General features: G+C 71.5%; 22 protein-coding genes. 13 read left to right on the top strand and 9 right to left on the bottom strand.

Features of this window, described 5'->3' with window-relative positions:
• Positions 1-42: 42 nt before the first annotated feature.
• Together FHS08_RS05250 and FHS08_RS05245 are read left to right on the top strand one after the other, a co-directional pair.
• Positions 43-1,365 carry an MFS transporter gene (locus FHS08_RS05250; RefSeq protein ID WP_341800316.1) on the top strand — a complete coding sequence of 441 codons (1,323 nt, stop codon included), beginning with the start codon at positions 43-45 and terminating at the stop codon, positions 1,363-1,365.
• A 9-nt stretch (positions 1,366-1,374) separates the two neighbouring features.
• Positions 1,375-2,007, top strand: a complete 633-nt coding sequence (locus FHS08_RS05245; RefSeq protein WP_341800315.1) for a TrmH family RNA methyltransferase — start codon at positions 1,375-1,377, stop codon at positions 2,005-2,007.
• Positions 2,008-2,022: 15 nt separating this feature from the next.
• On the opposite strand, the gene FHS08_RS05240 is transcribed toward FHS08_RS05245, so the two are convergent.
• The gene (locus FHS08_RS05240) at positions 2,023-2,214 is read right to left on the bottom strand and encodes a hypothetical protein (protein ID WP_167036254.1); all 192 of its coding nucleotides are present in this window, start codon (positions 2,212-2,214) and stop codon (positions 2,023-2,025) included.
• A 118-nt stretch (positions 2,215-2,332) separates the two neighbouring features.
• Entirely contained in the window at positions 2,333-3,655 is a 1,323-nt protein-coding gene (locus FHS08_RS05235) for an MATE family efflux transporter (RefSeq protein WP_167036251.1), read from the bottom strand.
• A gap of 214 nt (positions 3,656-3,869) precedes the next feature.
• Here FHS08_RS05235 and FHS08_RS05230 point away from each other — a divergent pair, with 214 nt between their 5' ends.
• From FHS08_RS05230 to FHS08_RS05215, 4 genes are all read left to right on the top strand, one after another.
• Complete coding sequence (locus FHS08_RS05230; RefSeq protein WP_167036249.1) at positions 3,870-5,675, top strand: lipase family protein; 1,806 nt, start codon at positions 3,870-3,872, stop codon at positions 5,673-5,675.
• Positions 5,676-5,805: 130 nt separating this feature from the next.
• Complete coding sequence (locus FHS08_RS05225) at positions 5,806-7,788, top strand: M13 family metallopeptidase (RefSeq protein WP_167036246.1); 1,983 nt, start codon at positions 5,806-5,808, stop codon at positions 7,786-7,788.
• Positions 7,789-7,950: 162 nt separating this feature from the next.
• Positions 7,951-8,904: a serine hydrolase gene (locus FHS08_RS05220; protein ID WP_167039640.1), complete on the top strand. Its 954-nt coding sequence runs from the start codon at positions 7,951-7,953 to the stop codon at positions 8,902-8,904.
• Between the two features lie 56 nt (positions 8,905-8,960).
• Positions 8,961-10,073: a 5-methyltetrahydropteroyltriglutamate--homocysteine S-methyltransferase gene (locus tag FHS08_RS05215; protein WP_167036243.1), complete on the top strand. Its 1,113-nt coding sequence runs from the start codon at positions 8,961-8,963 to the stop codon at positions 10,071-10,073.
• A gap of 26 nt (positions 10,074-10,099) precedes the next feature.
• Here the strand turns inward: FHS08_RS05215 and FHS08_RS05210 are convergent, their stop codons facing one another.
• The 4 genes from FHS08_RS05210 to FHS08_RS05195 are packed head-to-tail and all read right to left on the bottom strand — an operon-like array spanning position 10,100 to position 13,638.
• Positions 10,100-11,047, bottom strand: a complete 948-nt coding sequence (locus FHS08_RS05210) for a VOC family protein (protein WP_167036240.1) — start codon at positions 11,045-11,047, stop codon at positions 10,100-10,102.
• 33 nt (positions 11,048-11,080) lie between these two features.
• Positions 11,081-12,163, bottom strand: coding sequence for a 4-oxalomesaconate tautomerase (locus FHS08_RS05205; RefSeq protein WP_167036237.1), 1,083 nt, complete (start codon positions 12,161-12,163; stop codon positions 11,081-11,083).
• Positions 12,150-12,854, bottom strand: coding sequence for a 4-carboxy-4-hydroxy-2-oxoadipate aldolase/oxaloacetate decarboxylase (locus FHS08_RS05200; RefSeq protein ID WP_167036234.1), 705 nt, complete (start codon positions 12,852-12,854; stop codon positions 12,150-12,152). The genes FHS08_RS05205 and FHS08_RS05200 overlap by 14 nt, the downstream gene beginning before the upstream one ends.
• A gap of 28 nt (positions 12,855-12,882) precedes the next feature.
• Complete coding sequence (locus tag FHS08_RS05195; protein WP_341800314.1) at positions 12,883-13,638, bottom strand: PIG-L deacetylase family protein; 756 nt, start codon at positions 13,636-13,638, stop codon at positions 12,883-12,885.
• Positions 13,639-13,802: 164 nt separating this feature from the next.
• Here FHS08_RS05195 and ligM point away from each other — a divergent pair, with 164 nt between their 5' ends.
• Entirely contained in the window at positions 13,803-15,206 is a 1,404-nt protein-coding gene (ligM, locus tag FHS08_RS05190) for a vanillate/3-O-methylgallate O-demethylase (RefSeq protein WP_167036231.1), read from the top strand.
• Between the two features lie 20 nt (positions 15,207-15,226).
• On the opposite strand, the gene FHS08_RS05185 is transcribed toward ligM, so the two are convergent.
• Positions 15,227-16,009, bottom strand: a complete 783-nt coding sequence (locus tag FHS08_RS05185; protein WP_167036228.1) for a DUF1932 domain-containing protein — start codon at positions 16,007-16,009, stop codon at positions 15,227-15,229.
• Between the two features lie 164 nt (positions 16,010-16,173).
• On the opposite strand from FHS08_RS05185, the gene FHS08_RS05180 reads away from it, so the two are divergent.
• From FHS08_RS05180 to FHS08_RS05160, 5 genes are read left to right on the top strand one after another with little or no spacing between them, the layout of a single operon-like run.
• Positions 16,174-16,956, top strand: a complete 783-nt coding sequence (locus tag FHS08_RS05180; protein ID WP_167036225.1) for an ABC transporter ATP-binding protein — start codon at positions 16,174-16,176, stop codon at positions 16,954-16,956.
• Positions 16,943-17,653: an ABC transporter ATP-binding protein gene (locus tag FHS08_RS05175; RefSeq protein WP_167036222.1), complete on the top strand. Its 711-nt coding sequence runs from the start codon at positions 16,943-16,945 to the stop codon at positions 17,651-17,653. Before FHS08_RS05180 ends, FHS08_RS05175 begins: the two co-directional genes overlap by 14 nt.
• Positions 17,653-18,567, top strand: a complete 915-nt coding sequence (locus FHS08_RS05170; RefSeq protein ID WP_208382212.1) for a branched-chain amino acid ABC transporter permease — start codon at positions 17,653-17,655, stop codon at positions 18,565-18,567. Before FHS08_RS05175 ends, FHS08_RS05170 begins: the two co-directional genes overlap by 1 nt.
• The gene (locus FHS08_RS05165) at positions 18,567-19,667 is read left to right on the top strand and encodes a branched-chain amino acid ABC transporter permease (protein ID WP_167036219.1); all 1,101 of its coding nucleotides are present in this window, start codon (positions 18,567-18,569) and stop codon (positions 19,665-19,667) included. Before FHS08_RS05170 ends, FHS08_RS05165 begins: the two co-directional genes overlap by 1 nt.
• Entirely contained in the window at positions 19,664-20,947 is a 1,284-nt protein-coding gene (locus FHS08_RS05160) for an ABC transporter substrate-binding protein (RefSeq protein ID WP_167036216.1), read from the top strand. Before FHS08_RS05165 ends, FHS08_RS05160 begins: the two co-directional genes overlap by 4 nt.
• On the opposite strand, the gene FHS08_RS05155 is transcribed toward FHS08_RS05160, so the two are convergent.
• Complete coding sequence (locus tag FHS08_RS05155; protein ID WP_167036213.1) at positions 20,914-21,096, bottom strand: hypothetical protein; 183 nt, start codon at positions 21,094-21,096, stop codon at positions 20,914-20,916. The two genes, FHS08_RS05160 and FHS08_RS05155, sit on opposite strands and share 34 nt — an antisense overlap.
• 147 nt (positions 21,097-21,243) lie before the next feature.
• Complete coding sequence (locus FHS08_RS05150; protein WP_341800313.1) at positions 21,244-21,912, bottom strand: GntR family transcriptional regulator; 669 nt, start codon at positions 21,910-21,912, stop codon at positions 21,244-21,246.
• Positions 21,913-22,136: 224 nt separating this feature from the next.
• Between FHS08_RS05150 and FHS08_RS05145 the strand changes: the two genes are divergently transcribed.
• Positions 22,137-23,648 carry an aldehyde dehydrogenase family protein gene (locus FHS08_RS05145; protein ID WP_341800312.1) on the top strand — a complete coding sequence of 504 codons (1,512 nt, stop codon included), beginning with the start codon at positions 22,137-22,139 and terminating at the stop codon, positions 23,646-23,648.
• Positions 23,649-23,728 lie beyond the last annotated feature (80 nt).

Raw genomic sequence — 23,728 nt, 5'->3', positions numbered from 1 at the left:
ACATCGATTCTCTCCCGCGGACGCCTCTGCGAGAACTGTCGGGTGAGCTCCACCCAGACAGCGCCCGTTCCCGTGCCCGCCGCGCAGAGGCCCTCGCCCCTCGCGCGGCTCGCGGCATCCGTCAGCGATCCGGTCCTCCGCATCCTCGTGACCGCCACTCTCATCGGTCGCGTGGGGCGCGGGATCTTCCTGACGGTGACGGTGCTCTATTTCACGCTCATCGTGAAGCTGCCCGCGCACGAGGTCGCGATCGTGCTCGCGGCGTCCAGCGGCGTCGGCATCGTCGCCTCGCTCGCGGGCGGGTGGCTCGCCGACCGCATGAGCGCCAAGCGCCTCATCGTCGGCGCGACGACGCTCGAGGGCCTGGGCCTGGTGGGATACGCGTTCACGAGCGACTTCGCCTCCGCCCTCGTCATCGCGGTCGTCGTCGGCGCGTTCGGCCAGATGGCCAACTCGACGCGCATGGCGATCATCGCCCGCGCCTTCGACGGCGAGGCCCGCGTGCACGCCCGTGCCGTGCTGCGCACCGTCACCAACGTGTCGATCGCGGTCGGCAGCGGCATCGGCGCGATCGCGCTCGCGATCGGCACGGCGCAGGCGTATCGCGCCTTCCTCGTCCTCGCGGGTCTCGCGTCCCTCGGCGCGATCCTGCGCCTCGTGAAGCTCCCGTCGGCCGTCGACGCGCCCGCGGCGGCGGTGGCCGTCACGACGGCGACAGGCTCGATCGACGCGCTCGCGACGAGGCGCGCCGCTCGGCGGGCGCGATGGGCGCACTCGCCGTGGCTCGACGTGCGATACCTCCTCCTGACGCTCGCGAGCGCCGTGTTCGGCATGCAGTTCGGAGTCGGCGAGCTCGCCGTTCCGCTGTGGATCGCCCGCGAGACGACGGCGCCCGAGACGCTCGTGTCGGCTGTGCTGATCATGAACACCGTCGTCGTGATCTGCTTCCAGGTGCCGCTCTCGAGGGGCACGCACGATCTGCGCCGGGCGGCGCGTGTATCGGCGATCGCGGCCTGGCTCATGGCGGCCGCCTGCTTCGTGTACGCGGCCGCGGCGGGGCTCTCGCCGTGGCTCGCCGTCGCTGTCGTCGTCGCGGCGGCTCTCGCTCACGCCTTCGCCGAAGTGCTCTCGCAGGCCGGCGGATGGGGCCTGAGCTTCGAGCTCGCCGATCCCGTGCGGGCCGGCACGTACCAGGGCGTGTTCAGCATGGGCTACTCGCTCGGCGCGCTCGCGGCGCCGCTCGTCGTCAACGCGACTGTCCTGACGCACGGCTTCGGCGGGTGGGCAGCGCTCGCGGCCGTGTTCCTCGTGTCGGGCCTCGGGACGTGGGCGATCGCGCGGCGGGCCGCGGCGCTCGCGGGATAGCCTCGGATGGTGACCGACGCGACCGCCGACGAGCCGACGCTTCCCGTCGGCGTCGGCCCGTGGCCGGGGGGTCCGCAGGCCTGGCCGGACGACCCCCGCTACGACCCGGAGCTGCTCGCGAACGGCGACGCCCGCAACGTCGTCGACGAGTTCCGGTACTGGACCCTGGCGGCCATCGTGGCGGAGCTCGACGGGCGGCGGCATCCGTTCCACGTCGCGATCGAGAACTGGCAGCACGACATGAACATCGGCTCGATCGTGCGCAGCGCCAACGCGTTCCTCGCCGCCGAAGTGCACATCATCGGCAGGCGTCGCTGGAACCGGCGCGGCGCGATGGTGACCGATCGCTATCAGCACGTTCGGCATCACGAGGATGTCGCGGCCTTCGCCGCGTGGGCGCGGGAGGCGGAGCTGCCGATCGTCGCCGTCGACAACGTGCCAGGCTCCGTCGCCGTCGACGAGGCCGACCTGCCCGAGCGCTGCGTCCTGCTGTTCGGACAGGAGGGCCCTGGACTGTCGGACGAGGCGCTGGCGGCGGCATCCGGAGTCGTCGAGATCACGCAGTACGGCTCGACGCGGTCGATCAACGCGAGCGCCGCGGCGGCCGTCGTGATGTACGAGTGGTGCCGCCGCTGGGCGTGAGCGCCGCAGCGGCGGTCAGCCGCGGTCGGTGCCGAAGGTGTGGCGCATGAGCGCCCGGACGTCGCGGTCGAGGTTGTCGAGCTTGGTGCTCAGTCGTCCGACCTCGCTGCGAACGACGTTCACGAACAGGGTCGAGACGATCGCGATCATCCCGAACATCGCGGCCGCGAAGACGCCGATCAGTGTCCACACCTGCGGTTCGGTCATCGTGAGCACCTTTCCATTGTGGGGCGGGGAGCGCCACGATGCCAGACCGCCAGAGCGTTCGATGACGCGGGTCGCGTCCTGTGGAGCGCGCGCGTGACGTGCTCCGGGGGAGGCAGCGTCAGCCTCCGGCGGTCGTCCACGTCGTCCCGCGCACGCGCAGGCCGAGCGTCGCGAGCCGCGCGAGCATGTACACGCCGAAGAAGACGACGGACAGCCACGCGAGGCCCGCGGCATCCGTCGGGTGCGTCAGCGCGACGACGAGCAGCGCCGGCAGGAACGGCACGAGGTTGAGCACCCCCACGATCGCGAGGTACTTCGCGTCGCCCGCGCCGATGAGCACGCCGTCGAGCACGAAGACGATGCCGCACACGGGCTGTGCGACGGCGAGCACGATGAGCGCAGGCTGGATGAGCGCCGCGATCCCGGCATCCCCGGTGAACAGCAGCCCGATGACTCCGGACAGCGCGCCGATGACCGCGCCCACGACGACGCCGAACCATGCGCCCCACGCGACCGTTCGCCGCAGCACGTGCTGCACGTCGTCGAGCGAGCCCGCGCCGAGCCCTTTGCCGACGAGGGCCTGTGCCGCGATCGCGAGCGCGTCGAGCGCGAACGCGGCCGTCGAGAAGAGCGTGAACACGACCTGCCACCCCGCGAGCTCGTGCGTGCCGAGGCCCGTCGCGACTCCCACGGTCGCGAGCAGGGCGATCCGCAGCGACACGGTGCGCAGGAACAGCCAGCTCCCCGCGCGCGCCGAGCCCCGCACGCCAGATCCCTCCGGGCGGATGGATGCCGCATGCCGCCGCGCGAGCCTCCCGACCACGAGGGCGTAGGCGGCGACCATGCCCCACTGAGCGACGACCGTGCCGGCCGCCGAGCCCGCGATGCCCCAGCCGAAGCCGTAGATGAAGAGCCAGTTCAGCAGCGCGTTCGCCGCGAAGCCGACGCCCGCGATCCACAGCGGCGTGACGGTGTCCTGGAGACCGCGCAGGAGACCCGTCGCGGCGAACACGACGAGCATCGCGGGAAGTCCCCACATCGAGAGGCCGAGATAGGTCTCCGCCTGCTCGGCGACGGCGGGCGAGGCGCCGAAGAGCGCGACGAGCGTCGGCGTCGCGAGGTAGCCGGCGACTGCGAGCACGGCGCCGAGACCCAGCGCGAGCCACATCCCGTCGATGCCGACCGACACGGCCCTCTGCGTGTCGCCCGCTCCGAACCGTCGCGCGACGGCGGGCGTCGTCGAGTACGCGAGGAACACCATGAGCCCGACGATCGTCTGCAGGACGGCGGAGGCGATCCCGAGGCCCGCGAGGGGCGTGACGCCGAGATGGCCCACGAGCGCCGAGTCGACGATGAGGAAGAGCGGCTCTGCGACGAGCGAGCCCAGGGCCGGCACGGCGAGCCGCAGGATGTCGCGATTCAGCGTCTCTCGGGCGGCCACCCGTCGAGCCTACGGCGGCACTCGCGCGGCCCGCGCGGCCTGCGTGCTGCGCGTCGCTCGGCCTGCGTGCTGCGCGTCGCGCGGCTCCCATGCGCCGTAGGGCCGGACGCGCGCCGCCGCGTCCGCACGATGGGTCGCGGGCACGCCTGGACGCAGCGTTTCGCGACGAGCGGCGGCGCGGCCGGCCCTAGATTGGCGACGAGAGGGAGGGCTCATGACTCAGTCCGTCATCCCGCGCGGTCGCATCCGGCCCTGGTTCGCGAGGCTCCCGCGCTGGGTGCGCGCAGTCGTCGGCCTCGCGTCCGTCGCTCTGGGCGCCGTCGTCATCACGCGCCCCACGACCTCGCTCGGCGTCCTCGCGCTGCTCATCGGCGCGGGACTCGTCCTCGCCGGCCTCCTCGAGCTCGTCGGCGGGGGCCAGTCCGAGGAGGGCGAGCGCACCCCGCGCTGGCACGTCCTCGCGGCGGTCCTGTGGATCGTCGCGGGCGTGTTCGTCCTGGTGTTCCCGGGTCTCACCGTTCGCGTGGTGGCACTCGTGGTGGGCGTCGCGCTGATCGTGAACGGCGTCCTGTCGGTGCTGTCGGTCTTCCGCCGCGGGCAGACCCTCGACGCGCGGATCGCGGCGCTCCTCCTCGGCCTCGCCGGCGTCGCGTTCGGCCTGCTCGCCCTGCTCTGGCCCGACATCACGCTCCTGATCGTCGCCGTCGTGTTCGGCGCGCGCCTGGTCATCGTGGGCCTGCTCGAGCTGTGGCGCGCGGTCCGCGGCGCGCGCGCCGTGCGCGAGGGGACGGATGCCGCACCCTCCGCGCTCTCGCGCTGGACCCGCACGATCGCGGCCGTCGCAGCGGTCGTCCTCGCCGTGGCCGCGGGCGCCGCGAGCGTGGCCCTGCGCTCGGGCGCGCCTGTGACCGACGACTTCTACGCGGCTCCGCGCACCGTTCCCTCCGAGCCCGGGCAGCTGATCCGCTCCGAGCCGTTCACGCGAGAGGTGCCCGAGGGGGCGCGCGCGTGGCGCATCCTCTACACGACGACGAACGGCGACGGAACGCCCGCCGTCGCGAGCGGTCTCGTCGTGGTCCCCGCGGAAGGGTTCGGGAAGTGGCCCGTCATCGAGTGGACGCACGGCACGACGGGCTTCGCGCAGCAGTGCGCCCCTTCACTGCTGGCCGAGCCGTTCGAGTCGGGCGCCCTCTTCGTGCTGCCCGAGATCCTCGCGAACGGGTGGGCCCTCGTCGCGACCGACTACATCGGACTCGGCACCGGGACGCCGCATCCCTACCTGATCGGACAGCCCACGGGGCGTGCAGCGCTCGACTCCGTCCGCGCCGCGCGTCAGCTCGAGGCGGCCGACCTCGGCGGCCAGACGGTCGCGTGGGGGCATTCGCAGGGCGGCGCCGCGGCGCTGTGGGCCGGAGCGATCGCCGACTCGTACGCGCCCGATGTCGGGCTCGCGGGCGTCGCGGCGCTCGCGCCGGCATCCAATCTCCCCGGTCTCATCGACGCCCTGCCCGACGTGCCGGGCGGATCGATCTTCGGATCGTTCGCGATCGCCGGCTTCACCTCGATCTACCCCGACGTGACGTTCCGCGAATACGTGCGCCCCGGCGCCGAGGTGACGGTGCGCGAGGCGGCGGGGCGGTGCCTCGCCGAGCCGGGCGTTTTCGCATCCCTGCTCACGGCGCTGGGACTCTCGCGCGACCCGGAGATCATGGCGAAGAGCCCGAACGAGGGCCCGTTCGGCCGGCGACTCGTCGAGAACATCCCGCCGGCGACCATCACGGCGCCCGTGCTCCTCGCGCAGGGCAAGGACGACCCGCTCGTGACCCCCGCGGCCCAGGACGCCTTCGTGCGGGGCCTGTGCGACGCGGGCAGGCCCGTCGACTACCGCCTCTACGCGGGCCGCAGCCACGTGCAGCTCGTCGAGCCGGACTCGCCGCTCGTGCCCCAGCTCGTCGAATGGACCAAGGCGCGGCTGTCGGGCGAGCCGGGGCTCGCCGCGTGCAACCGCGCGGAGTACTGAGGCTCACCCGCCGCCGAGACGGGCCTCGGCGGTGGGCGCCGCGGGGGATCCTCCCCGAATCGGCGGGCGGGCCAGGGCTCGGCGGCGAGACCGGTCTCGACGGCACCCGCGGACGCCTATTCTGGAACGCATGACCGACGCCCTCCGTTCCGGTCTCGAGCTCGACGAGCTGAGCCCCGAGATCCGCCCCCAGGACGACCTCTTCCGACACGTCAACGGCGCATGGCTCGAGCGCACCGAGATCCCGTCCGACAAGGCGCGCTGGGGTTCGTTCCATCTCATCGCCGAGCAGGCCGAGAAGGACGTGCGCGCGATCGTCGAGGAGTCGCAGGATGCCGAGCCCGGCACCGAGGCGCGCAAGATCGGCGACCTCTACACGAGCTTCATGGACGAGGGGCGCATCGCCGAGCTCGGGGCATCCCCGCTCGAGCCCCGCCTCGCGGCCGTCGACGCGATCTCGTCGATCCCCGAGCTCCTGCGCACCGTCGGCTCGCTCGAGCGCGACGGCGTCGCAGGCCTCGTCGTGCTCTACGTCGAGCCCGATCCGGGCGACCCGACCCGGTACGTGCCCTTCCTCGTGCAGGGCGGGCTGTCGCTCCCGGACGAGTCGTACTACCGCCTCGAGAACTTCGACGAGACGCGCACGGAGTTCCGCGCGCACGTCGAGCGCATGCTGGAGCTCGCCGGGATCGCGGATGCCGCGTCCGCGGCCGAACGCATCGTGGCGCTCGAGACCGAGCTCGCGACGCACCACTGGGACAACGTCAAGAGCCGCGACGCCGTCGCGACCTACAACCTCAAGACGTGGGACGAGCTGCAGGGCCTCGCAGGCGCCGACCTGCGCCCGTGGCTCGAGGGCATCGCGCCCCACCACGAGGACGCCTTCGCCGAGGTGGTCGTGTACCAGCCCAGTTTCCTCGAGGGCCTCGGGGCCCTTCTGACGGAGGAGCGGCTCGGAGACTGGAAGGACTGGCTGCGCTTCCAGATCGTGCACGCCGCCGCGCCCTTCCTCACGGACGACTTCGTGCAGGAGAACTTCGCGTTCTACGGCACGCAGCTCACGGGCGTCCCCGTCATCCGCGATCGCTGGAAGCGCGGCGTCGGCCTCGCCGAGGCCGCGATGGGCGAGGCGATCGGCAAGGTCTATGTCGACAGGCACTTCCCGCCGGCCGCCAAGGTGGCGATGGACGAGCTCGTCGCGAACCTCGTCGAGGCATACCGGCAGAGCATCACGGGCCTCGAGTGGATGAGCGCCGAGACGCGAGAGCGCGCCCTCGCGAAGCTCGACGCCTTCACGCCGAAGATCGGCTACCCCGTGACCTGGAAGGACTACTCGGCGCTCGAGGTCGACGCGACCGACCTCGTCGGCAATGTCGCTCGCTCTCACGTCGTCGAGCACGACCGCCAGCTCGACAAGGTCGGAAAGCCCATCGACCGCGACGAGTGGTTCATGACGCCGCAGACGGTCAACGCGTACTACAACCCGCTCATGAACGAGATCGTGTTCCCCGCGGCGATCCTGCAGTACCCGTTCTTCGAGGCCGATCGGGATGCCGCGGCCAACTACGGCGGGATCGGCGCCGTGATCGGCCACGAGATCGGCCACGGCTTCGACGACCAGGGCAGCCGGTTCGACGGCGACGGGTCCCTCCGCGACTGGTGGACCGACGACGACCGCGCGGCCTTCGAGGAGCGCACGAAGAACCTCATCGCGCAGTACGACGCCCTGACCCCCGTGGGCCTGGACGAGCAGTACAAGGTCAACGGAGCCCTCACGATCGGCGAGAACATCGGCGACCTCGGCGGCCTCGGCATCGCGATCAAGGCCTATGCGCTCTCGCTCGGAGACGACGCGCCGACGGGCTCCGCGACGGGACCCGAGATCGACGGCTTCACCGGCATCCAGCGCCTCCTGCTGAGCTGGGGCCAGATCTGGCAGCAGAAGGGCCGCGACGCCGAGACGATCCGGCTCCTGACGATCGACCCGCACTCGCCCAACGAGTTCCGCTGCAACCAGATCGTCCGCAACGTCGACGCGTTCTACGACGCGTTCGGCGTCACCGAGCGCGACGCGCTCTGGCTCCCCGCGGATCAGCGCGTCACGATCTGGTGACACCCGCCGCAGGTCCCGAGCGCGCGGGGGCCGCGGCATCCTCCTGAGAGCACGACACGACAGACACGACACAACAGAACAGCACGGATGCACCTCACTCGCGCCGAACGGCGCACCCTCTCCCCACGCTTCACCGCATCGGAAGGAACCCCGCCCGTGGGCATGCCCCCTGAGCCCTTCGACACGGGCGCTCTGCGCCCTGCTCAGGACCCGCCCAAGCGCGACGGCCTCTCTCTGCGGGGGTCGCGACGCAGCGGCAGGCGACTGCCCAAGCGCGCCGCGATCGGACGCAGGTCGTTCACGTCGACGCTCAAGGCGCTCGACGCGCTGGCGACGTCAGGCGCGCGCGTGTCGGTGCGCATCAACGACCTCGACCGCGGCACGTCGGTGCTCGCCGGCGACGACTTCGTGACGCTGCCGATCGCGGGGCTCGGGGTCGTGCCGCTGCTCGTCGAGGTCGCGGCGGCGATGGAGGCCGGCACGCTCGACGGGTTCGAGATCATCGACCGCGCGATCCTGCCGCGCGTCGACGTCGGGGGCGTGTGGCAGCACCTCAAGGCGCCCGCCCTGCCCGTCATCGACCTCGCGGTGCTCACGGCGTCGGCGGGCGACACGCTGGCCGCGAACGCCCTGCTGCGCCGGGTCGGTCTTCCCGCCGTGCGGGCGCGCATCGAGCAGCTGGGCCTGTCGCGCACGGCGCTGCTCGACGGGTTCCGCGACGAGCGGGGTCCGGACGACGCCCCGCACGTGGCACTGGGCTCGGCGGGCGAGCTGGCGGAGCTGTTCGCCGCGCTCGTCAACTCGCAGGCGGTCTCGCCCGGGGTGAGCGCTCAGGTCGCGGAGTGGCTGAGCCTCAACCACGACCTCTCCCTCGTCGCCTCCGCGACCGGGCTCGACCCGTTCTCGCACGAGAACGACGAGCACGGGCTGCTGTTCATCAACAAGACGGGCCGGGATGCCGGCGTCCGCGTCGAGGCGGGCGTTCTCGCGGGGCCGCGGGCCGGCGTCTCGTACGCGCTCATCGTGTGCTTCGACGACCTCTCGATCATGCACAGGGTGCGCGCGCACGAAGTGTTCCGCACGCTCGGGACCGAGCTCATGGAGTACGTGTTCTGATATCCGCGCGTTACGGCTCGGGTGCCGTGCGCGAGGGGCGTCAGTAGGATCGAACGGTGACTGTCAGCCCGCCGTTCCGCGCCGACATCGTCGGCAGCTTCCTCCGCCCCGCAGCCGTCGCCGACGCACGCCGACGACGCGCTCTGGGCGAGGTGACGGATGAGCAGCTGCGGGCGGTGGAGGACGCCGCGATCGCGGACCTCGTCGCGAAGGAGGCCGATGCGGGCCTGAAGGTCGCGACCGATGGAGAGTTCCGCCGGTCGTGGTGGCACTTCGACTTCTTCGGCTTCCTCGACGGCGTCGACATCGTCGAGCTGGATCACGGCATCCAGTTCCAGGGTGTCCAGACCAAGCCCCGCGGCGTGCACGTGTCGGGCCCCATCGGCTTCTCGAGCGACCACCCCTTCCTCGGCCACTTCCGCGCCGTGCAGGAGGCCGCGAAGGCGACGGGCGCGACGCCCAAGTTCACGATCCCCGCGCCGACGGTCCTCGACTTCCGGCTCGAGCCGGGGCACATCGACTCCGCCGCCTACGACGGCCGCGACGCGATCGTCGACGACCTCGTGCAGGCGTACCGCGATGCCGTCGCGGCGTTCTACGACGCAGGCGCCCGGTACCTGCAGTTCGACGACACGGCGTGGGCGTACCTGTGCTCCGACGTCGAGCTCGCGAAGGCGAAGGAGCGCGGCATCGAGACCGACGGCATCGCCGAGCGGTACGCGTCGCTGCTCAACCGCGTGCTCGAGGGCAAGCCCGACGACCTCGTCGTCACGACCCACGTGTGCCGGGGGAACTTCCGCTCGACGTGGATCTCGTCGGGCGGCTACGAGCCGGTGGCCGAGCAGCTGCTGGGCAACACGGCGTACGACGGCTACTTCCTCGAGTACGACTCCGAGCGCGCGGGCGGCTTCGAGCCGCTGCGGTTCCTTCCCGAGGGCGAGAAGACCGTCGTGCTGGGTCTCATCACGACCAAGAGCGGCGAGCTCGAGGAGCCCGGGGCCGTGCACAGTCGCATCGACGAGGCCTCGGCCTTCGCGCCGCTCGGTCAGCTGGCGCTGAGCCCGCAGTGCGGCTTCGCGTCGACCGAGGAGGGCAACGTGCTCACCGAGGACGAGCAGTGGGCGAAGGTGCGCGAGGTCGTCGACGTCGCCGCCGACGTCTGGCGCTGAGGCCCGGCCGGGGCCGGGCCGGGCGGTCACACGACGGGCGTGCCGTGCGTGTGGAAGCTCTCGATCGTCTTCATGCCCCACGCCTGGCCCTTGCGGCGCTCCTGCTCCGACCACTCGACGACCGGCTGATCCGGGTCGAGCAGCAGACGGGCCCCGGCGTTCGCGAACTCGATGCGGTTGCCGCCGGGCTCCCACACGTACAGGAAGAACGTCTGGTTGATGGCGTGCTTGTGGGGTCCTGACTCGATGTGGATGCCGTTCTCCAGGAAGATGTCGGCGGCCTTGAGGATGTCCTCGCGCGTGTCCGGCGCGAAGGCGATGTGGTGCAGGCGGTTGCCGTGCCTGGTCCAGTCGTCCGAGTAGACGACGTCGTAGGACTTGAGCCCGAAGTGGAACCACCAGGCCGCGAAGCGGCCGTTGTCGAGCCGGATGCGCTCGGACTCCCGCATCCCGAGCGCGTCCGCGACGAACGCGCCGCACGCCTCGACATCCTTCGCGAGGTAGTTGATGTGGTCGAGTCGGCGGGCGTTGACGCCGCGCCCGGGGAACGCGGAGGCCTGGTTCTTCAGCGCCGGCCTGTCGTCGGTCGCGACATAGCGGTCGGTCTCGTAGTAGACCGCCATGGCGTGCCCGTCGGGGTCGCGGAACAGGAACGTGGGCCCCGTGCCGACCTCGCCGTCGGTCCATCCGTCGCCAAGGCCCGTCGCCTCGATCGCGGCGACCCGCCGCTCGAGCGCGTCGCGGCTCGAAGCCCGGAACGACGTGCGGCCGACGCCCGCGGCATCCGTCGCCGTCAGTTTGACCGTGTACAGCTGGTACTCGTCCCACGTCCGCAGGTACGCGGAGTCGCCGATGCGGGCGACCTCTCGCATCGCGAGCAGGTCGCGGAAGAACCACAGGCTCTCGTCGAACGAGGGGGTGAGCAGCTCGACGGGCCCGAGATGCGCCACATCGAAGTTCTCCGGGACGGCCATGTCGTGTCCTCTCTGACGGCGGCGCCGATGCGCCTAGAGCCGGGGGCGCGGGAAGACGCGCCCGTCGAAGATCTTGCGCGCCGTCCGCAGCGACAGGGATGCCGCGTGCCACGCCCCGTCGGCGTCGCGCGTGACGCGCACCCGCGCGGGGAGCGTCCCGCCGGGATGCTCGACGTCGGTCACGTCTGCATCGGAGGGCGCGGCCGCGAGCCCGTGCGCGACGGTGTGCGGGATGCGCACGGCCGCGGCGACGGATGCCGCCATGAGGGCGCCGATCGAGGTGTGGACGCGCGCGGGGATGAACGCGCGCGTGCCGATCGCGCCGCCCGAGCGCGGCGGCGACAGGAGGATCATCTTCGGCACCGTCTGCGCGGCGACGTCCCCGAGGCCCATGAGGGGCCCGGCCCGGAGCCGCAGCTCCTCGACCTCGGCGGCGAGGTCGGAGCGGGCTTCGAGCTCTGCGGGGGACTCGTCTCCCGCGACGCCGAGCTCCGCGGCGTCGAGGAGCACGACGGGCATCCCGGCGTCGATGAGCGTCGCGCGGTGCCCGCCGAGGGCGTCCGCGGGGCTGCCCGTCGGCAGGAGGCGCTTGCCCGGCGCGGCAGCCAGCTCGATCTCGACGCCGGCCGCCGTGCCGGGGACGCCGTCGATGCGGGTGCCCCCGTCGTACTCGACGCGTCCGGCCGCGCTCGGGAAGACCGCCGTCGCGATGTCGCCCGTGTTGAGGAGCCGGATCCGCACCGTCGTGCTGCCCTCGCCCGCCGCGACGAGCGCCCGTTCCACCGCGAACGGCCCGACGCCCGCGAGCAGGTTGCCGCACGTCTGCGCGTCGGCGACGACGGGCCGGTCGACGGCGATCTGCAGGAACAGGTAGTCGACGTCGACCCCGTCGGCCGTCGACGTGGACACGATCGCGACCTTGCTCGTGAGCGGATGCGCTCCGCCGAGCCCGTCGATCTGGGTCGGGTCGGGGCTGCCCATGATCCGCAGCAGCAGGTCGTCGCGCTCCGCAGGGTCGATGGGCACGTCCGACGCGAGGAAGTACGCGCCCTTCGAGGTGCCGCCGCGCATGAGCATGCACGGGATGCCGGCGTCGATCGGGTCAGCGACCGTCATCGCGGTGCTCCGCCTGCGTCACGTAGCGCACGCCGAGGTCGGCGAGCGACCGGCGCAGACCTTTGCGGTCCAGGCTCAGCGCGCCGGCGCGGTACGCGGCGCGGTCGGCGGCCTCCTTGGTCGCACGAGCGCGAGAGGCCGCGAGGACGGCCTCGGCGTCCTCACGCGGGACGCACAGCACGCCGTCGTCGTCCGCGACCACGACGTCGCCGGGGCGCACGACGACTCCGCCGACGACGACCGCGACGTTGACGGATCCGGGCGTCGCCTTGACCGTCCCCTGCGCGCTGATCGCGCCCGACCACACGGGGAAGCCCATCGCGCGCAGGTCTGCGACATCCCGCACGCCCGTCGTCGTGACGAGCCCGCGGACGCCCCTTGCGTGCAGCGCCGTCGCGAAGAGCTCGCCGAACGCTCCGTCGCTCGAGGGCGACGTCGTCGTGACGACGAGGAGGTCGCCGTCCCGGCACTGCTCGACGGCGGCATGGATCATGAGGTTGTCACCGGGCCACGACAGCACCGTGACGGCCGATCCGGCCACACGGGCACCCTCCTGGACGGGACGGATGCCGGGGCCGGCCAGTCCGCAACGGCCCATCGCCTCGTGCACCGTCGCGACGCCGTGCTCGCCGAGCGCCGCGACGACGTCCGGGTCGGGGCGTGCGATGTCCGTCACGACGACCGCGCTCACGGCTTCGCTCCGCCCGTGCGCCCGCCGGTCATGCCAGGACGTCCGTCACCTGCGGGTAGTAGCGCACGTACGCCTCGCCCATGGTCTCGTGCGCGAGCCCCAGGTTGGGCCCGGCGTTGCGCTTGACCTGCACGCCGCGGCGGATGGCGAGGTCGGTGTAGTACGACCACATGTGCTTCTGCGCGGGGAGGCACTCCATCGCCGCGCGCTTGCGCGGGAACGCGTCCGTGATGTCGAGCAGCACGTCGGGCTTGAAGTCGCTCTGCTCGCTCTGGTGCGGCTCGAAGAAGAAGACGGGCGGGGCCCCGATGATCTCGTCCTTCGCGGGGAGGGTGCCGTCGGAGTTGGCGACGCCGATCGCCTGTGCGAGCACGCGCGCCTCGAGCGCCATGCGCGCCGCGGCGGGGTGGTCGCCGTTGTACGGGTCGGCGAGGGGGTGCGTCAGCACGACGTCGGGCTGCACGCGCCGGTACACGTCGACGAGCGCCGCGAGCGCCTGCGGCGACTCCCGCAGCGGATAGTCGCCGAGGTCGAGGAACTCGATCTCGGCGCCGAGGGCGGATGCCGCGGCCTCCGCCTCGGTGCGGCGGATGCCCTTGATCTCGTCGAGCGATCTGCCCTGCAGCCACTGGCTCGCGGACTCGCCGCGCTCGCCGAAGGAGAGGCAGACCACGACGGCGCGCTCGCCTCGGTTCGCGGCGGCGGCGATCGCGCCGCCCGCGCGCCACACGAAGTCGCCGGCGTGGGCGCTCACGACCAGGAGGGAGCGGGGGATCGCTGCCACGTGACCTCACCTCTCGACGTTTGCCCCAGCGAATCACACTTCTGGCGCAATGGTCAAGATTTTGTCTACAATCTTGGTTACGGAATCACTCTGCACATTCCCTCTGGCGATAGGGAAAAGACGTCCGTAGCATCGCAACCGGACAAGGAAGTCGAGGGAGCACCATGGCACGCAGCCTGCAGGACCTGCTGGACGAGACAGGAGACGTCGTCGGGATGCTGCGGGACTCGCAGCTCGGCACGTACATCTACCCGATCGTCCCCACCGAGTTCACCAACTGGCGCAGGGAGCAGAAGGCCTGGCGCGACACGGCGGTGCTCTACGACCAGTCGCACCACATGGTCAACCTCTTCCTGTCCGGCCCCGACGCCCTGCGGCTCCTGTCCGACACGGGCGTCAACAGCTTCGCGAACTTCCCCGTCGACACGGCGAAGCAGTTCGTGCCGACGGCGTCGAACGGCGGCGTCATCGGCGACGGCATCCTGTTCCACGAAGCGGAGCGCGACTTCGTCTACGTCGGGCGGGCTCCCGTCGCGAACTGGCTGCAGTTCCACGCCGCGACGGGCGGCTACGACGTCGAGGTCCGCTACGACGACCGCTCGCCGTCCCGTCCGTACGGCGAGGCGGTCCATCGCGAGTTCTACCGCTTCCAGATCCAGGGCCCGAACGCGTGGCCCATCATCGAGAGACTCGCAGGCGGCCCGGTCGAGCAGGTCCGCTTCTTCCACCTGGGCCACCTCGAGGTCGCGGGACAGCGGGTGCGCACGCTCCGGCACGGCATGGCCGGCGCGCCCGGCCTCGAGCTGTGGGGGCCGTACGAGCAGCACGGCCGGATCCGCGACGCGATCCTCGAGGCGGGCCGGGAGTTCGGGATCGAGCCGTGCGGCTCCCGCGCGTACTCGTCGAACACGCTCGAGTCCGGATGGATCCCGTCGCCTCTGCCGGCGATCTACTCGAGCGAGGCGGAGCGCGCCTACCGCGAGTGGCTGCCGGCGACGAGCTACGAGGCCGTCAACGCGCTCGCGGGCTCGTTCGTCTCCTCGGACATCGAGGACTACTACCTCAACCCGTGGGAGCTCGGCTACGGCTCGTTCGTGAAGTTCGACCACGACTTCATCGGTCGCGACGCGCTCGAGAGGATCGAGCCCGAGCGGCAGCGACGCAAGGTGACGCTCGCGTGGAACGACGACGACCTCGCGAAGATCCTCGCCTCCGTGCTCGATCGCACGGGGCCCGGCTACCAGTTCTTCGACATCCCGAACGCGAACTACGGCTCGTCGAACTACGACGCCGTGCTGGATGCCGACGACGAGGTCGTGGGCCTGTCGCTGTTCACGGGGGTGACGGCCAACGAGAGGCGCGGCCTCTCGCTCGCGACGATCGACCGCGACGTGCCGATCGGCGCGGAGGTGCGGGTCGTGTGGGGCGAGCCCGGCGGGGGATCGCGCAAGACGACGGTCGAGCCCCACGAGCAGATCGCGGTCCGCGCGATCGTCAGCCCCGTGCCGTACGCCGAGACGGCACGGCTCGAGTACCACGGCGGATGGCGCACGGCGGGCGTCGCCTGAGGGCCGCCCGCGCTGCGCGCCTACCGCGCGGAGCCCGCCTTCGCGACGAGCCGCTCGAACCACACGAGCGTCGCGCGGGCCATGTCGGCCGGTTCGCCCGTCGCGTCGAGCGCCGCCAGCGCGTCGCGGACCTCCTGCTCGCGCCGCGCGGCGTGGCGGACCGTCCCCTCGAGGAGACGGTCCACGAGCGCGTCGCCGCCGTGGGCGAGCTCACCGGCGATCTGGTCGCGCAGCCAGCTCTCCGCGCCGAGGGCGCGTGCGGCCCCGACGCCTTCGAGCACGAGCGCGGCGAGCCCCTTCATGAAGGCGCTGCGCAGCAGCTTGAGCCGCGCGGCCTCGCCGGGCTCGCCCTGCAGCGTGTCGATCGGCACGCCCAGGGGGGCGAGCGTCGCCGCGAGCGCCTCGGCGCCGGGACCGCTCGCGAGCAGCGGCGTGCGAAGACCCGCTCGGGGCACGGGCGCGAGCACCGCGACGTCCGCCATGCGCACGCCGCGGCTCTCCGCGATCCCCGCGATGCGGTGCTTGAGCTCTGGGGACCCCGTGTTGAGGTCGGCGTACACGGATGCCGCGGGCACTTGAGCGAGCGCATCGGCCGCGACGGACTCGGCCGGGCCCGCGCCGACGAGGCTCAGCACGACGTCGGACCCTGCGACCGCCTCCGCGAGGCCGTCGACCTGGAGGACGAGCGGATCGTGCAGCGGACGCGAGGGGTCGTATCCGCGCACGTCGACGCCCGCGTCGCGCAGTCCTCGCGCGTACAGCCGCCCCGCCTCGCCCAGGCCCAGCACCGCGATCGTCGTCATTGCGCTTCACACGATAGCCCCGGCATCCGGCCGTGCAACGATTCGGCCACAACCGCGCCCGAAATCACACCAAAATCGTTGACAATCTGCGGGGGTATCCGTACCGTCCCCAATGACGGAGCATGCGTCTCCGCGTTGCAGCGCTGCGACACGAAAGGTGGGCGATGGCCGCTCGTCTGACCGTTCGCGACGTCAGCCTCCGGTTCGGCGGCGTCAAGGTCCTCGACGACGTCGGGTTCGTCGTCGAGCCCGGTCGCATCTTCGGCCTCGTCGGGCCCAACGGCGCAGGGAAGACGTCGCTGTTCAACTGCATCAGCGGCCACTATCGCCCCAGCTCCGGCTCCATCCTCATCGACGACACCGAGGTCGTGGGTCTGCCGCCGGCGAGGCTCGCGACGCAGGGCCTCGCCCGCACGTTCCAGCATCCCGCCCTGCGGCTGCACGCGACGGTCCTCGACAACGTCATGCTCGGCAGCCACACGCGTCTGCCCGGCACGCCGATCGAGTGGGCCATGCGTCTGCCCCGCACCGTGCGCGCCGAGAAGGCCCTGCGCGACGAGGCTCTGGGCCTTCTCGAGCGGGTCGAGCTCGGCTGGGCCGCGCATCGGACGGCGGACGAGCTCTCGCACGGGCTGCACAAGAGCATCGAGCTCGCCCGCGCCCTCCTGATGCACCCGACGCTGCTCCTCCTGGACGAGCCGGCCGCAGGCCTGTCGCACAGCGAGGTCGAGCGGTTCATCGCGACGGTGCGCCGCGTCCGCGACGAGGACGACATCACGATCGTCATCGTCGAGCACCACATGGGCGTCATCTCGGCGGTCACGGATCGCATCGTCGTGCTCGACCACGGGCGCACCCTCATGGAGGGGACCGCTGCCGAGGCGAAGGCCGACCCGCGGGTCGTCGAGGCGTACCTGGGGAGGGATGCCGCGGATGACGCTGCTTGAGCTCGTCGACGTCACCGCGGCGTACGGCCCCGTGCAGGTGCTGGTCGGGGTCTCGCTCGCCGTGCCGGAGGGCGGAGCCGTCGGCATCCTGGGCGCCAACGGCGCGGGCAAGACGACGACCCTCCGCGCGATCAGCGGCACCGTGCGCGTGGGAGGGCGGATCGTGTTCGACGGACGCGACATCCGGGGTCGCCGTCCCGAGCAGGTCGCGGCGCTCGGAATCGCGCACGTGCCTGAGGGGCGAGGAACGCTGACCCGCCTCACGGTGCGCGAGAACCTCCGGGTGGGGGCGTACCTGCGCAAGGACGCGAAGGCCGTCGCGGCCGACATCGACTACTGCCTCGACCTGTTCCCCAACCTCAGGGAGCGCATCGGGTCGGCCGCATCGGCTCTCTCGGGCGGCGAGCAGCAGATGCTCGCCGTCTCGCGCGCGCTGATGGCCAGGCCCCGTCTCCTGATCCTCGACGAGCCCTCGCTCGGCCTCGCGCCCAGCACCGCGCGGAGCGTCTACGACGCGATCGCACGCCTGCGCGCCGAGTCGGGCATCTCGATGCTCGTCGTCGAGCAGAACGCCAACCTGGCCTTCCGCATCGTCGACAGCGCCGTGGTGCTGGAGACCGGGCGCTCGGTGCTCTCCGGCACGACCGCCGAGCTCAAGGGCGACGACGGCATCCGCAAAGCGTATCTGGGGGCCTGATGTTCACCATCAACACCTTCGTGCAGCTCGTCGTCGACGGCCTCGCGACGGGGTCGATCTACGCGGCGCTGGCCCTCGCCATCGTGATCGTCAACCAGACGACAAACCTCGTCAACTTCGCGCAGGGCGGGATGGCGGTCCTCGCCGCATACGTCGGGATGACGGTCACGAACGCGCTCATCCCCGCCATCGGCCCGACGGCGGCGATCGTCGCAGGGGTCCTCTTCGCGGTCGTCGCCTCGTTCGTGCTCGGCGCCGTGCTCGAGCGCTTCGTCATGCGCCGCTTCATGGGCGGCGACCCCGACGCCGCCGTCGTCGCGACGATCGGCCTGCTGACCCTCATCACGGGGCTGTGCGGCCTCATCTGGACGTACAACTACATCCCCTACCCCTTCTTCTTCTCGGCCGGAGCGAGCTTCACGGTGGCCGGGATCGCGATCAGCGTCTGGTCGCTCACGACCTTCATCACGATCCTCGCGATGATGATCCTGCTCCAGCTGCTGTTCCGCGTGAGCAAGCTCGGGCTCGGCCTGCGGGCCGTCTCGATCAACCCGTCGTCGGCCGCGCTGTCCGGCATCCGGGTCGGCGGCATCCTCATGATCGGGTGGGGCCTCGCCGCGGCGCTCGGCGCGATCGCGGGCGTGCTGGTCGCGGCCAAGGTGCAGCTCGTGCCGAGCATGTTCGACGCCGCGCTCCTCTATGCGCTCGCCGCCGTCATCATCGGCGGCCTCGACTCCCCGATCGGGGCCGTCGTCGCGGCGTGGGGGATCGCGGTCGTGGAGAACCTCGCCGCGGCCTACGTGCCGTTCGTCGGACACGACCTCAAGATCGCCGTCCCGTTCGTGCTGCTGTTCGCCGTGCTGATCTTCAAGCCGGAGGGCCTCTTCGGCAGAAAGGTCGTGGTCCGCGTCTGATGACCGCACTGTCCCGCCTGTCCGACAACGCCTGGGTGCGCGCCGCCGTCGGCGTCGCGATCGCGGCCGTGCTCGTCATCCTGCCCCTCACCTCGGCGCCGTTCACGAACCAGACGATCACGCGCATCGCCGTGTTCGCGGTGGCCGTGCTGGGCCTGAACGTCGTGATGGGCTACGCCGGACAGGTCTCGCTCGGGCAGATCTTCTTCGTCGGCGTGGGGGCCTATGCGGCCGCCATCACGATCCGCTCCGACTGGGGGATGGCTCTGGGCTTCTGGGGCGTCGTCGTCGGGTTCGTCCTCGCGGTGGTCCTGTCCGGCGTGCTCGGTCTGATCGTGTCGCTCGCCGCCGCGCGACTGCGCGGGCTCGCGATCGCGATGGTGACCGTGGCGCTGCCGATCGTCGGCGTCCCGGTCGCGAAGCGCATGTCCGACCTGACGGGCGGGTCGCAAGGCATCTCGGCGCGCGTGTTCGGGGCGCCGGAGTGGACGGGTCTCGACAACGACCAGTGGCAGTACTACGTCGTGATGACGATCGGGGCCGCCGTCTTCGCGCTCACGTTCTTCCTCGTCCGCGGCAAGTACGGCCGCGCGTTCGCGATCGTGAAGGAGAACGAGGCGGTCGCGGCATCCATGGGCATCTCGCCCTATCGCTACAAGGTGCTCGCGTTCACGACCGCCTCGATGCTCGGCGGCGTCGCGGGATTCCTCTACCTCGTCGCGATCCAGTTCACGTCGCCCGACACCCTGAGCTTCGGCCACTCGATCGAGCTCGTCATCGCGACGATCGTGGGCGGCGCGGGCAGCATCGTCGGGTCGATCCTCGGCGGCGTCTACTACGTGCTCGTCCCGCAGCTCACGAACGCCGTCAACCCGAACAGCACCGCTGTCGTGCAGGGCGTCGTCGTGCTCGTCGTGCTGTTCTTCCTGCAGGGAGGGCTCGCCAGTCTCCCGCGCGCCATCCGCCGCCTCGTGCGGCGGGGCCGCGGCTCCGACGTCTCCGCATCCGCGGCGACCGCACCGCGCAATCCGGATGCCGAACCGCCGCCAGACGACGCGGCATCCTCCACCCGAGAGAACAGAGAGAGGCACCAAGCATGAGCACTCTGACGAGGCGAGCGCTGACGCTCGCCGCTGTGGTGAGCGTGGCGGCCCTCGCCCTCACGGCCTGCGGCCGCGACGGCGGGACAGCCACACCCGAGGAGTCCGACGAGGTCGTCGCCTCGCCGGGCATCACCGACGACAGCCTGCTGTTCGGCATCAGCACACCGCTGACCGGCACGACGGCTGGTCCGGGCAACTGCACGGCAGACGGCGCCATCGCGTACTTCGGCACGAAGAACGACGAGGGCGGCATCGCCTTCGGCGACGGCAAGACGCGCACGATCGAGATCAAGAAGTACGACGACGAGTACAACCCGGAGAAGTCGGCCGCGAACTTCCAGCAGATGGTCGCGGACGGGGTGTTCGCGGCGGGAATCGGCCTGGGCACGCCGACCAACCGCGCCTGGCGCGAGGCCGCGATCGAGGAGGGCGTCCCCCAGGTGCTCGTCATGACCGGCGACCCGCTGTTCAACGATCGCGCCGCGAGCCCCATGCAGCTGGGCTTCGTGCCGATCTACCAGCAGGAGGGCGCCGCGTTCGGCGAGGTGCTCGCGGCCGACTCGAACCCGCACAAGGTCGCGATCCTGTACCAGAACGACGACTACGGCAAGGGGTACGTCGAGGGCTTCAGGCAGGCGATCGACGGCGCTGCGAACATCGAGGTCGTCAAGGAGCTGAGCTACGAGCCGAGCGCGCAGTCGCTCGAGGGCCAGATCACGGAGCTCTCGGCGACGGGCGCCGATGTACTCTTCCACGCCGTCTCGATCGTGCCGCTCGCGATCGAGAACCTGCAGAAGGCGCAGTCGCTCGGATGGTTCCCGAGCTGGTTCCTGCCTTCGAACACGGCGTCGCCCGGTGGCGTGCTGACCCCCGGCGGGGCCGTCAAGGCGGACGGCACGCTCGTCTACCCCGGCATCTACGCCGTCGCGTTCTCCGAGGCGGCGGCCGCGCCGCCGTTCCAGGAGAGCGACGCCGGCAAGGCCTACTTCGCCGCGATCGAGAAGTACACCGACAACGACGGCGTGTCCTTCCCGCACTGCGTGTGGAGCTGGATCGCGGCGCAGGTGCTCGAGCAGGCCTTCATGAAGATGGAGGAGCCCACACGCGAGTCGTTCCTGGACGCGCTGCTGTCCATCCAGGGCTTCGAGGCGCAGTTCCTGCTGCCTGGGGGCGCGATCGACACGACCGTCGACGGACTGCCCGCCGTGCAGGACGTCGTGCTGCAGGCGTTCAACGGGCGCGGCTACGCGACCGTCGACGCCTTCGGCCAGGGGTGAGGATGCCGCGGCCCGGCGGCCCCCAGCAGGTCCTGAGCCTGTCGGAGGGCGGCCGGGCCGCCGCCCGTCGGCGCCGCATCGGGTTTGCCCGCGGCATCCTCGCCCGCGGCGTCCTCGCCCGCGGCGTCCTTCAGCGCTCGCGAGTCCATGCCTTCCCTGCGAGCCCACGGTCGGTCTGACCTGGATTCGGCGAGTCTGGGGTGGACTCGGCGGAGGGGAGCCTCGGGCCTGGCGACTCGGGCGTGCACTCGGCGATGCGAGGAGGGATCTCAGGGCGCGACCGCAGGAGGACCGCGTCAGTCCATGCTGCGCAGGACCTCGACGATGCCTTCGAGGTGGGCCTGCGTGGTCGCCTCCGCGGCATCCGGATCCCGCGCGAGGATCGCGTCGATGATCGCGATGTGCTCGGGGGCCGAGGTCGCGACCCGGCCAGGGTGGAAGGCGAGGCGGAACTGGTGACGCGCCGACTGGGCGCGGAGGCGCTCGAGCAGCTGCGTCGCCGTCTCGTGCCTGCTGAGCTCGCGGATGCGCCGGTCGAGCTCCTGGTTCAGCCGCGAGTACTCGACGAGGTTGCCCGCCGCGACGGCGTCGACGATCTGCGTGCGCAGCGCCGTGAGCGCACGGGCGTCGGCGTCGGCGAGGTTCTGTGCGGCCTTGCGGGCGCACAGCGACTCGAGTCCGATGCGCACCTCGACGATCTCGACGGCCTCGTCGACGCTGATGGCGCGCACGCGCGCGCCCCGGTTCGGCAGCCGCTCGACGAGTCCCTCGTTCGCGAGGTTGAGCAGGGCCGTCCGCACGGCCGCCCGGGACGCATCGTAGCGCTCGCTCAGGTCGGCCTCGATGAGGCGCTGGTGCGGGGCGAAGCCCGCGTCGAGGATCGCGTCCCTGATCTGCTGCGTCAGGTCCGGCCGGCTCGGGGCCGCCGGAGCGGCGGCGATCGCGGCATCCGTCACTTCGATCACTCCCCTTCCGCGCGGCATGCGTGCCGCGAGGGCGCCCTGGCGCGGCGCCTGTGCGTACGAGGCTACCGGCTGCGCGAGCATTGGCTACGAAATGCGTGAGGATATTGTCGGCAATCTTGCCTCCGGGCCGATCAGGATGCACCCTGGAGGGACACGCGCCCGCCTCGGGCGTTCGTGAGCGCACGGCGCACGCGACAGCGCTGCACAGAGAGGTGGTCGTTCACGTGTCGGACACAGTGACGGATGTCCCCATCACGACACAGCCCGTCAGGACGGGCCTGTACATCGGGGGTGAGACCCGCGAGACGACGGACGTGCTCGAGGTCGTCGATCCCGGCAGGCCGGGCGTCGTCGTGGGGTACGCGGCATCCGCATCGAAAGAGGACGTGGCCGATGCCGTCGCCGCCGCGAAGGCCGCGTTCCCCGCGTGGAGCGCCCTGACTGCGCAGGAGCGCGCGAAGCACATGACGGACGCGATCGCCGGCATCGCCGACGACCGGGACGAGGACGCCGCGATCCTCTCACAGGAGAACGGCAAGATCCGCTTCGAGTCGTGGGTCGACGCGCTCGTCTTCGAGATCCGCTGGAACCTCGCGCTCATGCTCGCCGACGAGGTCGACGCGTCCAAGACGCTGCCGGTCGTCCCCGGGGCGATCCCGGTCTCGACGGAGGTGTCGTACCAGCCCCTCGGCGTCGTGACGGTCATCGTGCCGTTCAACTGGCCCATCGCGATCCTCGGCGCGTCGCTGCCGCACGCGCTGCTCGCGGGGAACACGGCGATCGTCAAGCCGCCGCCCACGACCCCCCTCGCGACGAGCCGCGTCATCCAGCGCGTCGCCGAGAAGCTCCCGCCGGGCGTGCTCAACGTCGTGACGGGCAAGGACGAGAGCATGGCGGGCCTCATCCAGAACCCCGACGTCGCGAAGGTCTGCTTCACGGGGAGCGTCAACGGCGGCAAGCGGATCATGGAGCTCGCGTCGAAGACCCTCACACGCGTCACGCTCGAGCTGGGCGGCAACGATGCGGCCGTGTTCCTCGAGGACGCGATCCTCGACGACACGCATCTCGACCGGCTGTACGCCGCGATCTTCGACACGACGGGGCAGATCTGCATGAACGCCAAGCGCGTCTTCGTGCACCGGTCGCGGCTCGACGAGGTCGTCGACGGCCTCGCGGCGCGGCTCGGCAAGGCCGTCATCGGGCACGGCCTGGACGAGGGCACGACGATGGGCCCCCTGCACCAGGCGGCGCAGAAGGCCTTCGTGTCCGACATCATCCAAGAGGCCAAGGATGCCGGCGCCGACGTGCGCGAGTACGGCGAGCTGCCGGGGGGCGACCTCGCGGGCGGCAACTTCCTGCGCCCGGCGATCGTCGTCGACCCCGAGCTGTCGCTGCGCGTCGTGACGCAGGAGCAGTTCGGGCCCGTCATCCCGGTCATCCCGTTCGACACGGAGGAGGAGGCCGTCAGGCTCGCGAACGACACGTGGGGCGGCCTGTGCGGCTCGGTGTGGACCGGGTCGCCGGAGGCCGCGCAGCGGGTCGGCTCGCAGCTCGTGTGCGGCTACGTGTGGGTCAACGACCATGGCGCGACGCGTCTCGACCTGCGCGCGCCGTTCGGCGGCATGAAGCAGTCGGGCCTCGGCCGGGAGCAGGGCATCGAGGGCGTCCGCGCGTTCCAGGACACGCGCTCGATCGCGACGATCGACCCGGAGGCGCTCGCGCAGATGGCGCACTGACACGCGCCAAGGTGGTGCATCCGGTCGCTCAGCGCGACCGGATGCGACCGGATGCGCCACCTTCGCCGCGGGCGACGACC

The organism is Microbacterium ulmi, from assembly GCF_011759705.1.
GTDB classification, from domain to species: Bacteria; Actinomycetota; Actinomycetes; order Actinomycetales; family Microbacteriaceae; genus Microbacterium; species Microbacterium ulmi.
This window is presented reverse-complemented; position numbering and strand designations above follow the sequence as displayed.

Coding starts and splice junctions, on each gene's coding strand:
- FHS08_RS05165 (WP_167036219.1), top strand. CDS start 18,567: ATGACCGCACTGTCCCGCCTGTCCGACAACGCCTGGGTGCGCGCCGCC.
- ligM (WP_167036231.1), top strand. CDS start 13,803: ATGGCACGCAGCCTGCAGGACCTGCTGGACGAGACAGGAGACGTCGTC.
- FHS08_RS05180 (WP_167036225.1), top strand. CDS start 16,174: ATGGCCGCTCGTCTGACCGTTCGCGACGTCAGCCTCCGGTTCGGCGGC.
- FHS08_RS05155 (WP_167036213.1), bottom strand. CDS start 21,096: ATGGACTCGCGAGCGCTGAAGGACGCCGCGGGCGAGGACGCCGCGGGC.
- FHS08_RS05225 (WP_167036246.1), top strand. CDS start 5,806: ATGACCGACGCCCTCCGTTCCGGTCTCGAGCTCGACGAGCTGAGCCCC.
- FHS08_RS05185 (WP_167036228.1), bottom strand. CDS start 16,009: ATGACGACGATCGCGGTGCTGGGCCTGGGCGAGGCGGGGCGGCTGTAC.
- FHS08_RS05160 (WP_167036216.1), top strand. CDS start 19,664: ATGAGCACTCTGACGAGGCGAGCGCTGACGCTCGCCGCTGTGGTGAGC.
- FHS08_RS05175 (WP_167036222.1), top strand. CDS start 16,943: ATGACGCTGCTTGAGCTCGTCGACGTCACCGCGGCGTACGGCCCCGTG.
- FHS08_RS05220 (WP_167039640.1), top strand. CDS start 7,951: ATGCCCCCTGAGCCCTTCGACACGGGCGCTCTGCGCCCTGCTCAGGAC.
- FHS08_RS05210 (WP_167036240.1), bottom strand. CDS start 11,047: ATGGCCGTCCCGGAGAACTTCGATGTGGCGCATCTCGGGCCCGTCGAG.
- FHS08_RS05170 (WP_208382212.1), top strand. CDS start 17,653: ATGTTCACCATCAACACCTTCGTGCAGCTCGTCGTCGACGGCCTCGCG.
- FHS08_RS05230 (WP_167036249.1), top strand. CDS start 3,870: ATGACTCAGTCCGTCATCCCGCGCGGTCGCATCCGGCCCTGGTTCGCG.
- FHS08_RS05240 (WP_167036254.1), bottom strand. CDS start 2,214: ATGACCGAACCGCAGGTGTGGACACTGATCGGCGTCTTCGCGGCCGCG.
- FHS08_RS05205 (WP_167036237.1), bottom strand. CDS start 12,163: ATGACGGTCGCTGACCCGATCGACGCCGGCATCCCGTGCATGCTCATG.